This is a genomic window from Kitasatospora sp. NPDC038210 (genome assembly GCF_055600605.1).
In genome coordinates this window covers 1-12,182 of record NZ_JBVJYK010000038.1, presented here as the reverse complement: position 1 = coordinate 12,182, position 12,182 = coordinate 1, and the positions used below count along the sequence as shown (strand labels likewise).

The window sequence follows — 12,182 nt, the reverse complement described above, 5'->3', positions numbered from 1 at the left end:
CGACAACGGCGCGCGGCAACTCCGTGCCCCGAAGTTCACCCCTTCCGGCGGTTTCACGCGGGCTGTGGCCCGGCTGTGGGCGCGGTCACAGGTGCGGTCGCACGTGCGGTGCACAGGGGAAGGAAGACCTGCACCAGGGGGCCTATGGCCAGCGCGTACGCGACCGTGCCGATCCCGGCGGTGCCGCCGAGCAGCAGGCCGACGGCCAGGACGGTCAGCTCGATGCCGGTGCGGATCAGCCGCAGCGAGCGGCCGGTGCGCCGGTGCAGGCCGGTCATCAGTCCGTCCCGCGGGCCGGGGCCGAGGCGGGCGCCGATGTAGAGGCCGCTGGCCAGGCCGTTGAGCACGATCGCGCCGGCCATCACGGCGATCCGCACGGGCAGGGCCGCGAAACCGTCGACGACCCGCAGGGTGAGGTCCATCGCCGCGCCGATCACCAGCACGTTGGCGACGGTGCCCGGCCCCGGACGCTGGCGCAGCGGTATCCACAGCAGCAGCACCAGGGCGCCGCAGATCGTCACCCAGGCCCCGACCGAGAGGCCGATGCTGCGCTGCAGGCCCTGGTGGAGGACGTCCCAGGGGTCGAGGCCGAGGCCGGAGCGGAGCATCAGCGCCATGCTCGCGCCGTACAGGGCGAGGCCGGCGAACAGTTGCGGGACCCGGCGGCCCAGGCCGTGGGTGTCGCCGAGGACGCGGGCCGCGAGGCTGCTGTCCCCGGCGGGTTCTCCGGTCGTCGGTACGGGCGTGCCCGGTCGGGGCGTGGTCGACGTGGCCACTGGTGCTCCTGCGGTGGTGCTGCACCCCCGGTCCGCCCGGCGGTGGCGGCCGGTGCGGCCACCCTGCCATGATGGACGAGCCAAAACGGCCCACTACAGGGCCAATCCCGAGCAAGTGGACTGATATCCATGGCCGACTGGCACACCACCGTCACCCCGCCCGCGCTGGCCCGGCTGCTCGCCACCGCCCGGCTCCCCGAACCGGCCACCGCCCGCCGGCCCGCCTACCGCACCCTCGCCGGGCAGATCCGGCTGCTGGTCACCGAGGGCCGGCTGCCGGTCGGCGCCCGCCTGCCCGCCGAGCGCGAGCTGGCCACCGCCCTGGAGCTGAGTCGCACCACCGTCGCCACCGCGTACGAGACGCTGCGCGGCGACGGCTACCTGCACAGCCGGCGCGGCGCGGGCAGCTGGACCGCCCTGCCCGAGGGCGCCCCGCCGCCCGGTGACGCCCTGCACCCCGTCCCGCCGGACGAGCAGGGCCGCACCCTGGACCTCGGCGTCGCCGCCCCGCCCGCCCCGCAGCCCTGGTTCGGCGCCGCCGCCGCCCGGGCCGTCGAACAGCTGCCGTACTACGCCTCCGGGCACGGCCACTACCCCACCGGCGTCCCGGTGCTGCGCGAGGCCGTCGCCCGCCGCTACACCGAGCGCGGACTGGCGACCACGCCCGACCAGATCCTGATCACCACCGGCGCGATGGGCGGCCTGCACCTGGTCCAGCGGGTGCTGGTGGGCCGCGGCGACCGGGTCGCCGTCGAGGCGCCCAGCTACGCGCACACGCTGCAGGCGCTGCGGCTCTCCAGCGCCCGCCTGGTCCCGGTGCCCTTCGCGTACCGCCCGGGGCCGGACGGCGGGCCGGCACCGCGGTGGGACGCGGAGGAGTGGCAGCGGGTGCTGCGCGGCGCCGCGCCCAGGCTCGCCTACGTGATCCCGGACTTCCACAACCCGACCGGCGCGCTGATCGGCGAGGAGCAGCGCCGCGAGCTGCTGGCCGCCGCCCGGGCCGCCGGGAGCATCGTGCTGGTCGACGAGACCACCGCCGAACTCGGTTGGGGCGTACCGGAGTCCGGGCCGCTGCCGCGCCCGGTGGCGGCGCTGGACCGGTCCGCCCAGGTGGTCACCGTCGGCTCGGCCGGCAAGCTCCTGTGGGGCGGCCTGCGGATCGGCTGGGTCCGGGCCGCGCCCGCGCTGGTGCGCCGGCTGGCCGGCGAGCGGGTCTACAGCGACGTCGGCACCCCGGTGCTGGACCAGCTGATCGCCGCCGAACTGCTGGGCGAGCCGCTGCCCGCCGTACGGGCGCACCAGCTGGCACGGCTGCGGGCCACCGCGCACGCCTTCGCCGCCGCGCTGCCGGAGCAGCTGCCGGACTGGAGCTTCCCGATGCCGACCGGCGGGCTCGCGCTGTGGGTCTCCACCGCCGGCCTGTCCGGCGCGGCGCTGGCGCAGGCCGGGGAGCACGGCGGGGTGCGGGTCGCCTCGGGCAACCGCTTCGGCTCGGACGGCGCGTTCGAGCACCACATCCGGATCCCGCTCACCGTGCCCGCCGCGACCGTGCCGGCCGCCGTCGGCCGCCTGGCCGCGGTCGCCGCCCGCGCGGCGGCGGGCGGGCGGCTCGGCCCGACCGACGAGGCCCAGCCGCTGGCGGTCTGACGGACCGTCCGCGGCCGGGCCGGAGCCGGACCGGCGGTGCGGTCCGGCCGTGCGCTCCTAGTGGTGGTTCGCCCGGCCGCGCCAACCCGTCACCGGCAGCGCGAACTTGGCGACCAGCCGGTCGGTGAACGGCGCCCGGTGCAGTCTGGCCAGCCGCACCGGGGTCCGGCCCCGGCGGACCTCCACCCGTGCCCCGGCGGGCAGTTCGACCGAGCGCCGCCCGTCGCACCAGAGCACGCCGTGCGGGGTCTTCGGCTGCACCTCGACGGCCAGCACCGACTCGGGCGAGGTCACCAGCGGGCGGGCGAACAGCGCGTGCGCCGAGATCGGCACCATCAGCAGCGCCTCCACCTCGGGCCACACCACCGGCCCGCCGCCGGAGAACGCGTACGCGGTGGAGCCGGTCGGCGTGGCGCACACCACGCCGTCGCAGCCGAAGTTGGAGACCGGGCGGCCGTCCACCTCGGTCACCACCTCCAGCATCCGCTCCCGGGACGCCTTCTCGATCGAGGCCTCGTTCAACGCCCAGTCCTCGTGCACCACGTCGCCGTTGGTGCGGACGATGACGTCGATCGTCATCCGCTCCTCGACCTCGTAGTCCGCGTCGACCACCCGCTCGACCACCACGGCCAGGTCGTCCCGCTCGGCCTCGGCGAGGAAGCCCACCCGGCCCAGGTTGATCCCGAGCATCGGCAGCCCGTGCGAGCGCGCCAGCTCGGCCCCGCGCAGCAGCGTCCCGTCCCCGCCGGCCACCAGGATCAGCTCGCAGCCGTCCGCCGCGCCGGGGCCCTCGGCCACCTTCTCGACGCCGTCCGGCAGGTCCAGGTCGACCGCCTCGGCCTCCAGCAGTCTGATCCGGAGCCCGGACTTCAGCAGCCCGTGCACCAGGCCCTCGACGCTGCGCAGCGCCGCCTCCCGGCCGGTGTGCGCGATCAGGAAGACCGTACGTTCTTCATCGCTCATGCCGCTGCCCTCTCCCTCACGCCTGCCGGGTCTCTCATGGCCCCGGTGCGGCCGCCATACAGCATGACGGGCCGGACGTCCGCTGAGCACCCTACCGGGGCCCCTCCGCCACGGCCCGGTCCGCGTCCGCGGGGTCCAGCTGCGGGGCGTCCCGCCGCAGCCACAGGAAGTACTCCACGTTGCCCGACGGTCCCGGCAGGGGGCTCGCAGTGACGGCGCGAACGCCCAGCCCGAGCTCCCACGCCTGCCCGGCGACCTGGCGCACCATCTCCGCGCGCAGCTCCGGGCTGCGCACCACCCCGCCGCTGCCCAGGCGCTCCTTGCCGATCTCGAACTGCGGCTTGACCATCAGCACCAGGTCGGCGTCCTCGGCCGCGCAGGAGGCGAGCGCCGGGAGCACCAGGCCCAGCGAGATGAACGACAGGTCGCCCACCACGAGGTCCACGGGGGTGCCGCCGATGAGGTCCAGGGTCAGCTCGCGCACATTGGTGCGGTCCATCACGGTGACCCGCTCGTCGCTCTGCAGCGACCAGGCGAGCTGCCCGTACCCGACGTCCACCGCCAGCACGCGGGCCGCCCCGGCGCGCAGCAGCACGTCGGTGAACCCGCCGGTGGACGCGCCGGCGTCCAGCGCCCGGCGGCCCTCGACCACCAGGCCCTGCGGCACGAAGGCGGCGAACGCCCCGGCGAGCTTGTGGCCCCCGCGCGAGACGTAGTCGGGGTCGTTCTCGTCCTTGGCCACCACGACCGCCGCCGAGGTCTCCACCTGGGTGGCCGGCTTGGTCGCGGTGGTGCCGCCGACGGTCACCCGGCCGGCCGCGATCAACTCGGACGCGTGCTCACGCGACCGGGCCAGCTTGCGGCGGACCAGCTCCGCGTCGAGTCGGCGTCGTGCCACTGCCACTGGTGTTTCAGCTCCTACGGGTCCCGCGGGTCATTCCTGGTCGAGCGCGGCCAGTGTGTCGGCCAGCCGCTGGTGAACATCTTCGTACACCGCGACGTGCGCCTCGGCGGGGGCCCCGTCCAGAGCCTCCAACCGGGCGAGTGCGGCGTCCACCACGGGATGGCCGGTGGGCTGCAGGTCGACGCCGAGCGGCTCCGCCCCCGGTGCCGGCCCGGTGCCCCCGGGTGCCGCGACGGGCTCACTCGTCCCGGGCATCGGGCTTCTTCACGCTGGTGGCCTTGCGGACGGTGGTCTTCCTGGTCGCCGTGCGCTTCGCCGGTGCCTTGGGCTGCGCGGCCGACTGCTCGGCGGCGGTGCCGCGCCCGGCGGTGGCGGTCTTCTTGACCGTCGTGGTCTTCTTGGCAGCCTTCGCAGCCTTGGCGGGCTTGGCGGGCTTCGCGGGCGTGGCAGCCGCCTTCTCGGCCGCGGCCTTCCCGGCCGCCGTCCCGGGCGTCGCCGTCTTCTCGGCGGCGCTGCCCCCGGCCGGGGCGGCCTTCTTCGCCGCGGCCTTCTTCACCGCCGCCTTCTTCACCGCCGCCTTCTTCACCGCCGCCTTCTTCACCGCCGCCTTCTTCGCGGGAGCCTTCTGCGCCTGCTCCTTCGACTCCGGCGGCGTCGGCGAGAACCGCGCGGCCGGCGGGACCGGCGGGTCGACCTCGACCGGCGCGTCCACCTCCACCCGTTCGGCGATTATCGGCTCGCCCGCCGACCGGCCGGACGGTTCGTCCTCGTACTCCCAGCCGCGCCCGAACAGGTCGTCCGCCCGCGGCGCCGGCACCCGTTCCTCCGAGCCGTACGCACCCTCGCCGGGCGCCGCCGGGGTCTCCTCCTCGACCTCGCGCAGCTTGCTCTCCAGGTACGCCAGCACCACGCCGACCTTGGTGACCTGGTCGCCGACCTTCTCGAAGACCTTCTCCGCCTCGTTGCGCGCCACCCCGACCGCCAGGTCGACCCCGGCCAGCCCGGCGGTGACCGCCTCCCCCGCCAGCGTCTGCAGCGTCTTCGCCGACGGCGGGAACTCCCCGCCCAGCCGGCGTTCGACCTCCGTGACGTCGACCCCGGCCTTCTCCAGCATCGAGGCGGCCGTCACGACGACCCGCTTGCCCACCTCCTCGACCACCCCGGCGGCGGTCTCCACCACTCCCCGAACCGTCCTCGGCAGCATCCGGGTGCCTCCCAATCGCCTTCGCGTCGCTCCGTCGCCCTCAGTACCCGGGCCGTTCCGGGCACCCCACGGACGACGCTACCGCCAAAACCCCGCTGAGGTACCGTGGCCCGCAGTCAGCACCGTAGCGACCGGGGGAGGGAGCCGCCGCCCATGGCCAACGTCGAGGAGTGCCGGGAGGCCCTGGAACAGCTCAGCCGGAACATGTCGCAGTCCACCGGCAACGTCCGCAAGGCCGCGTCCCTCGACCGGTCGCTCAGCTGCCGGATCACCGACCTGGACCTGACCTTCACCGGGCGGCTGCGCGACGGCCGGATCCAGGACGTGGTCACCACGCCCGGCCCGCCCGCCGAGAAGGCCGAGATCCGGCTCACCATGAGCAGCGACGACCTGGTCGCGATGGTCGACGGCCGCCTCAACTTCGCCGCCGCCTGGGCCGGCGGCCGGGTCCGGCTGGAGGCCGGCTTCCGCGACCTGCTGCGGCTGCGCACCCTCCTCTGACGCCGGCCCCGGCCCGCCCCGTTCCGCAGGAGCCGGGACCACCGGGCCCCGGCGGACCTCAGAAGCCCAGCTCGGCCAGGGCCTTCCGCCCGTCCACCGGCTCACCGTCCGCGTCCAGCGCCGCCCACGCCGCCGCGCACAGCGCCCGCAGACCGTCCCAACGGTCGCCCGACCCGGTCAGCCGCAGGGCGCCGCCCTCCACGCCCGCGACCCGGCCGCCGCACGCGAAGCCGCCGGCCTCGGCCGTCACCGACGCGTGCGGGACCAGGAGCCCGCGCAGGTCGGCCGCCAGGTAGGTCGGCCGGTGTTCGACCGGGGCCGCCAGCAGCAGCTCGGGGGTGGTCACCCCGGTGAAGACCAGCAGGCTGTCCACCCCGCCGTTGAAGGCGCCCTCGATGTCGGTGTCCAGCCGGTCCCCGACCACCAGCGGCCGCTTCGCGCCGGTGCGCAGCACGGTCTCCCGGTGCATCGGCGGCAGCGGCTTGCCCGCCACCTCCGGCTCCACCCCGGTCGCCGCCCGCACCGCCGCGACCAGCGTGCCGTTGCCCGGCGCGATGCCTCGGGCCCGCGGCACCGTCAGGTCCAGGTTGGACGCCACCCATGGCAGCCCGCTCTGCACCGCGTACGAGGCCTCCGCCAGGTCCGCCCACCCCACCGAGGGGTCGAAGCCCTGGACCACCGCGAGCGGCTCGTCGGCCAGCGAGCGGACCGCGACCAGCCCCAGGTCGGCCAGCGCCTCCTCCAGCCCGAGGCCGCCCACGACCAGCACCTTCGCCCCGGCCGGGACCTTCTCGGCGACGACCCGGGCGGCCGCCTGCGCCGAGTTGATCACGTCCGTCGGCTCGGCCGGCACGCCCAGCTCGGTCAGGTGCTCGGCCACCACCCGCGGCGGGCGGGAGGCGTTGTTGGTCACGTAGGCCAGCCGCATCCCGGCCGTCCGGGCGGCGTCCAGGGCGGACACCGCGTGCTCGATCGCCCGGGCGCCCGCGTAGACCACGCCGTCCAGGTCCAGCAGCGCCGTGTCGTAGGCCTCGGTCAGCGGCCGCTCGCTGCCGCCGGGGGCGGTCCGTCGCACGGGGGTGGCCGAATCGGTCATGGCTGCGCTACCTCATTCACTGCGTCGTCGTTCACTGCGTCGTGATCACGTCGTACACCTCGCCGCCGCACCACGCTGTGCGACGCCGCGCCCACCGGCACCGGGTACGTCGGGCCCCACGGGAGGCCCGGCGCCAGTCGACCCGGCACTCACCGACCCGGCATCCGTCGGCCCTGCGCCGGTCGGTCAGCCGTCGGCCGGTCGGACGTCGCCGGCGGTGCCGTCCGGCTCGCCCCCGGGCCGGTCCGCCTCCCCGGGCGGGGGCGCCAGGTACCCGGGAGCCCCCGGCAGCAGCGGGCCGTACGCACCGGCCCGGGCCGCCAGCGTCGCCCGGGTCTGCCGCAGGGCCGCCCGGTAGTGGTCGGTCTCCGGCCGCATCGCCACGGCGAGCGCCAGGTGCTCGGCGGAGGTCTCGAAGTCACCCAGCCGGGCTGCCGCGACCCCCCACCCGAACTGAGCGTAGTCGTCCGACGGGTCGGCCAGCGCCACCGCCCGGAAGTTCTCCAGCGCGGCGGCGTACGAACCCGCGTCGAACTGGGCCCGGGCCAGGGCCTCCCGGATGCTGCGGGAGTGCGGCTCGGCCGCCACCGCTCTGGCCAGCAGCTGCTCGGCGGCCGCCGGATGGCCCTGCGCCAGCAGCTGCGCGCCGCGGCGGAACCAGTCGTACACGTCCCCTGCGGGCTCCCCGGACCGGCTCTGCGGCGGCACCCCGCCGACCGGCCCGCCCGACCCGGTCGGACCGCCGCCGTCCACCCGTTCCTGCCCGTCGTCCATGCGGTACCTCGCCCTCGGTCGCACACCCGCCCCACGAGTCGGCACGGGTGTTCCGATCTCTCAACAACGCGTACCCGGTTACGATGCCCAGAATGAGCACACCCAGTGCAGAAGACGGAGTCGAGACTCCCGAGGGCGGCCCCGGCGATCCCGGGCACGTCGCCACCGCCGGCCTGTCCCTGTCCCCCTTCCGCGGCCTGCGCTACGTCCCCGACCGGGTCGGCGCCCTGGCCGCGGTGACGTCCCCGCCGTACGACGTGGTCGACCCGGGCCGTCGGCTCGACCTGGAGACCGCCGACCCGCACAACGTGGTCCGGCTGATCCTGCCCAGGCCCGAGCCCGAGGACGCCGGCGACCGCCCCGACCGCGACACCCGGTACCGGCACGCCGCGCGGCTGCTGGCCGCCTGGCAGCGCGAGGGGATCCTCGCCGCCGACCCGGCCCCCGCGATCTACGTGTACGAGCAACGGGTCCCCGCCACCGCCGACTCCCCCGAGCTGCTCCAGCGCGGCCTGATCGGCGCCCTCGCGGTGAGCGGCCGCGAGGCCGGTGTCGTCCTCCCCCACGAGGACGTGATGCCCCGGCCGGTCGCCGACCGGGTCGGCCTGATGCGCACCACCCGGGCCAACCTCGAACCGCTGCTGCTCACCTACCGGGGCGACGGCGGCGCCTCCGGCGTGATCGAGCGGACGGTCGAGGGCGAGCCGCTGATCTCCACCGCCACCAGCGACGGCACCCACCACCGGCTGTGGGCCGTCACCGACCGGGCCGACATCGCCGAGATCGGCCGCGACCTGGCGACCTGCCGGGCGCTGATCGCCGACGGCCACCACCGCTGGGAGATGTACCTGCGCCTCCAGCGCGAGCACCGCCACCTGCCGCGCAGCCCCTGGGACCGCGGCATGGTGCTCCTGGTCGACACCGCCCGGTACCCGCTGCGGGTCCGCGCGATCCACCGGGTGCTCTACCGGCTGCCGGTGGCCGAGGCGCTGGAGAAGCTCGGCGACCACTGGAAGGTCAAGGAGGTCCCGGGCCCGCTGCCCGCCGCGCTCCAGGCACTCGCCGAGCAGAAACGCCACGGCGGCAACGGCTTCGTGCTGACGGGTGGCGACGGCGTCTACTGGCTGCTCGGCGAGCCCGACGAGTCGCTGCTGGACGCCACCGTGCCGCGCGACCGGCCGGAGGAGTGGCGCCACCTGGACGCCACCGTCCTGCACTCCACCCTGCTCGACCGCACCTGGCACGTCCCCGACGGTCCGGACGACATCGGCTACCTGCACACCGCCGTCGCCGCCGAACGGGAGGCCGCGCGCACCGGCGGCACCGCCGTCCTGCTGCACCCGGTCCGGGAGAGCGTGGTGCGCCGACTGGCCGAGCAGGGCGTCACCATGCCGCGCAAGTCCACCTCCTTCGGGCCCAAGCCGGCCACCGGACTGGTGCTGCGCAACCTCACGCTGGGCTGACCCCGCGCCGGGCCGTCCCCGCGCTTCGCCGCGCGGTGTCACGGGCCCGGACGCCGTGAGGCCCTGCCGTACCCCGGGAAGTCCGGGAACGGCAGGGCCTCACGGCGTTACGCGATCGCTCAGCTCTTGGCGTCGGCCTCGTCGGCCTTGACGTCCTCGGCCTTGGCGTCGTCAGCCTCGGCGTCCGCGGACGCGACGTCCTTGGCGCGCTCGGGCACCACGCCGTCGAAGTCCTCGTCGATTTCGAGGTCGTCCTCGTCGTAGAACTCCTCGACGTCCTCCTCGTCCTCGAAGATCACGCGGTCGTCGGCGACGTCGCCGGTGCGCTTCTTCGCCGGGGCCTCGGCCTGCTCGGCCTCCTCCTCGGCCAGCTCCGGGTCGAGCGCGTCGGTGAACTCCACGCCGTCGATCTCGGCGAGCCGCTCCGAGGCGTTGGTGGTGCCGTCGGTGTCGGCCTCGGCCGCCTTGGCGAACCAGTCACGGGCCTCGTCGCCACGGCCGGCCGCGATCAGCGCCTCGGCGTAGGCGTACCGCAGGCGCGCGGTCCACGGCTGCACGGAGCTGGAGGCCAGCTCCGGGCTCTGCAGGGTCACCACGGCGGCGTCGAACTGCTCCATGTCGCTGCGGGCACCGGCCGCCACCAGGCGCATCTCCACCTGGCCGGCCTTGTCCAGCTGCTTCACCTCGGGCTCGCCGGCCATGGCCAGCGCCCGCTCCGGACGGCCCAGACCACGCTCGCAGTCGGCCATCACCGGCCACAGGTCCGCCCGGCCGGTCATCCGACGGGCGGCGCGGAACTCGGTCAGCGCCTCGGAGTAACGCTGCGTCATGTACGAGGCGAAACCGGCCGCCTCACGGACGGCGGCCACGCGGGACGCCAGACGGAGCGCGACGCGCGAGTACTGGTAGGCCTCCTCGGCCTCGCCGTCGAGCAGGCGGGCCACCATCACCAGGTTGCGGGCGACATCGTCCGCGAGGGTCTTGGGCAGGCTCTTGAGCTCCTGGCGCACGTCCGCGTCCAGCTCGAAGCCGGTGACGTCCTCCGGGATCGGCAGGCGCTTGACGGGCTCGTAGTTGCCACGGCGGTCGTCGTAGTCCCGACGGTCCCGGTCGTCGCGGCGGTCGTCGCCGCCGCGGCGGTAGCCACCACCCTGGCGGTCGTCACGGCGGAAGCCGCCGCGCTCGCCACCCCGGTCGTCGCGGCGGAAGCCGCCACGGTCACCACCGCGGTCGTCACGGTCACGGCCGTAACCACCGGAGGGACGGTCGCCGCGGTCGCGGTTGAAGCCGCCGGAGGGGCGGTCGTCGCGACGGAAGCCGCCACGGTCGCCACCGCGGTCGTCGCGGTCACGGCCGTAACCGCCGGAGGGACGGTCGTCGCGACGGAAGCCGCCACGCTCGCCACCGCGGTCATCACGGTCACGGTTGAAGCCACTCGGGCGGTCGTCCCGACGGAAACCGCCCGACGGACGGTCGCCGCGGTCGCGGTTGAAGCCGCCGGAGGGGCGGTCGTCGCGGCGGAAGCCGCCACGGTCGCCACCGCGGTCGTCGCGGTCACGGCCGTACCCACCGGAGGGACGGTCGTCACGACGCGGACGGTCATCGCGGTCGCGGTTGAAGCCGCCCGGGCGGTCGCCACGGTCACGGTTGAAACCACCGCCAGCCGGACGGTCATCCCGGCGGAAGCCGCCACGGTCACCACCGCGGTCATCGCGGTCGCGGTTGAAGCCGCCAGCCGGACGGTCGTCACGACGGAAGCCGCGGTCGCCACCACGGTCGTCACGGTCGCGGTTGAAGCCACCCGACGGACGGTCACCACGGTCACGGTTGAAGCCACCGCCGGACGGGCGGTCGCCACGGTCACGGTTGAAGCCACCGCCGGAGGGGCGGTCGTCGCGGCGGAAGCCGCCACGGTCACCACCGCGGTCGTCACGGTCACGGCCGTACCCACCGGAGGGACGGTCGTCACGACGCGGACGGTCGTCGCGGTCGCGGTTGAAGCCGCCCGGGCGGTCGTCCCGACGGAAGCCACCCGACGGCCGGTCGTCGCGGCGGAAGCCGCCGCGGTCGCCACCGCGGTCATCGCGGTCGCGGTTGAAGCCGCCCGACGGACGGTCGTCACGGCGGTAGCCGCCACCGGCCGGCCGGTCGTCGCGACGGAAGCCGCGGTCGCCACCACGGTCGTCACGGTCGCGGTTGAAGCCGCCCGACGGACGGTCGCCACGGTCACGGTTGAAGCCACCGCCGGAGGGGCGGTCGTCGCGGCGGAAGCCGCCACGCTCGCCACCGCGGTCGTCACGGTCACGGCCGTAACCACCGGAGGGACGGTCGTCACGACGCGGACGGTCGTCGCGGTCATCGCGACGGTAGCCACCCGGGCGGTCGTCGCGGCGGTAGCCGCCGCCGGAGGGGCGGTCGTCGCGGCGGGAGGCGCCACGGTCGTTCGACCAGCCCCCACGCGACCGGGGCTCGTAGCCTCGGCCGTCGTCCGATCGACGCTCGGGACGGTCCTGGGGCTGGTTCGACATCGTGGTGACTCCTTCTGCTGCTTCAGCTTCACCGCGTGGGCCGTGCGTGCAACTCCCGCTGCCGTCACGCGGTTTCGGCGCCGGCCTCCTGGCCCGCGCACCTTCTCCATTGTCCGGCATGTCAGGACCCTCCGCGTCTGGGCGGAAGTCCCGTTCTGCCGGACTTCTTCACGTTCGCAAAACACAAAAAGGCCGCGGCCCCAGCGAGTCGCTGGGGCCGCGGCCTTGAATAATTGTTCGGCGGCGTCCTACTCTCCCACAGGGTCCCCCCTGCAGTACCATCGGCGCTGTGAGGCTTAGCTTCCGGGTTCGGAATGTAACCGGGC

General features: G+C 75.2%; 11 protein-coding genes, 1 rRNA gene and 1 pseudogene. 3 read left to right on the top strand and 10 right to left on the bottom strand.

From position 1 onward, the window contains the following. Positions 1-53: 53 nt before the first annotated feature. Positions 54-776: a membrane protein YczE gene (yczE, locus tag ACZ7KX_RS39190; RefSeq protein WP_470330713.1), complete on the bottom strand. Its 723-nt coding sequence runs from the start codon at positions 774-776 to the stop codon at positions 54-56. Positions 777-905: 129 nt separating this feature from the next. Here yczE and yczR point away from each other — a divergent pair, with 129 nt between their 5' ends. Next, a complete protein-coding gene (yczR, locus tag ACZ7KX_RS39185; protein WP_470330712.1) occupies positions 906-2,423 on the top strand; it encodes a MocR-like transcription factor YczR in 1,518 nt (505 codons plus the stop codon). Between the two features lie 57 nt (positions 2,424-2,480). Here yczR and ACZ7KX_RS39180 read toward each other — a convergent pair whose 3' ends face one another. From ACZ7KX_RS39180 to ACZ7KX_RS39165, 4 genes are all read right to left on the bottom strand, one after another. Further along, on the bottom strand, positions 2,481-3,386 hold the full coding sequence (locus tag ACZ7KX_RS39180) for an NAD kinase (RefSeq protein WP_350523507.1): 906 nt from the start codon (positions 3,384-3,386) through the stop codon (positions 2,481-2,483). Positions 3,387-3,477: 91 nt separating this feature from the next. Beyond that, positions 3,478-4,284 carry a TlyA family RNA methyltransferase gene (locus ACZ7KX_RS39175; RefSeq protein WP_350523518.1) on the bottom strand — a complete coding sequence of 269 codons (807 nt, stop codon included), beginning with the start codon at positions 4,282-4,284 and terminating at the stop codon, positions 3,478-3,480. A gap of 36 nt (positions 4,285-4,320) precedes the next feature. Beyond that, the gene (locus ACZ7KX_RS39170) at positions 4,321-4,545 is read right to left on the bottom strand and encodes a hypothetical protein (RefSeq protein ID WP_470330711.1); all 225 of its coding nucleotides are present in this window, start codon (positions 4,543-4,545) and stop codon (positions 4,321-4,323) included. Further along, a complete protein-coding gene (locus tag ACZ7KX_RS39165; protein WP_470330710.1) occupies positions 4,529-5,470 on the bottom strand; it encodes a hypothetical protein in 942 nt (313 codons plus the stop codon). The genes ACZ7KX_RS39170 and ACZ7KX_RS39165 overlap by 17 nt, the downstream gene beginning before the upstream one ends. A 177-nt stretch (positions 5,471-5,647) precedes the next feature. Between ACZ7KX_RS39165 and ACZ7KX_RS39160 the strand changes: the two genes are divergently transcribed. Then, positions 5,648-5,995, top strand: a complete 348-nt coding sequence (locus ACZ7KX_RS39160; protein ID WP_470330709.1) for an SCP2 sterol-binding domain-containing protein — start codon at positions 5,648-5,650, stop codon at positions 5,993-5,995. Positions 5,996-6,053: 58 nt separating this feature from the next. Here the strand turns inward: ACZ7KX_RS39160 and ACZ7KX_RS39155 are convergent, their stop codons facing one another. Both ACZ7KX_RS39155 and ACZ7KX_RS39150 read right to left on the bottom strand, forming a co-directional pair. Beyond that, on the bottom strand, positions 6,054-7,091 hold the full coding sequence (locus tag ACZ7KX_RS39155; protein ID WP_470330708.1) for an HAD-IIA family hydrolase: 1,038 nt from the start codon (positions 7,089-7,091) through the stop codon (positions 6,054-6,056). Positions 7,092-7,277: 186 nt separating this feature from the next. Beyond that, entirely contained in the window at positions 7,278-7,865 is a 588-nt protein-coding gene (locus tag ACZ7KX_RS39150; RefSeq protein ID WP_470330707.1) for a tetratricopeptide repeat protein, read from the bottom strand. Positions 7,866-7,957: 92 nt separating this feature from the next. Between ACZ7KX_RS39150 and ACZ7KX_RS39145 the strand changes: the two genes are divergently transcribed. Further along, on the top strand, positions 7,958-9,328 hold the full coding sequence (locus ACZ7KX_RS39145) for a DUF1015 family protein (RefSeq protein ID WP_402804932.1): 1,371 nt from the start codon (positions 7,958-7,960) through the stop codon (positions 9,326-9,328). A 119-nt stretch (positions 9,329-9,447) separates the two neighbouring features. Here the strand turns inward: ACZ7KX_RS39145 and ACZ7KX_RS39140 are convergent, their stop codons facing one another. The 3 genes and pseudogenes from ACZ7KX_RS39140 to rrf form a co-directional block, all read right to left on the bottom strand. Beyond that, the gene (locus ACZ7KX_RS39140; protein WP_470330737.1) at positions 9,448-10,338 is read right to left on the bottom strand and encodes a tetratricopeptide repeat protein; all 891 of its coding nucleotides are present in this window, start codon (positions 10,336-10,338) and stop codon (positions 9,448-9,450) included. 63 nt (positions 10,339-10,401) lie between these two features. Continuing rightward, positions 10,402-11,769, bottom strand: a pseudogene (locus ACZ7KX_RS39135) (hypothetical protein); the annotation flags it as partial. 322 nt (positions 11,770-12,091) lie between these two features. Next, positions 12,092-12,182, bottom strand: a 5S ribosomal RNA gene (rrf, locus tag ACZ7KX_RS39130); the annotation flags it as partial.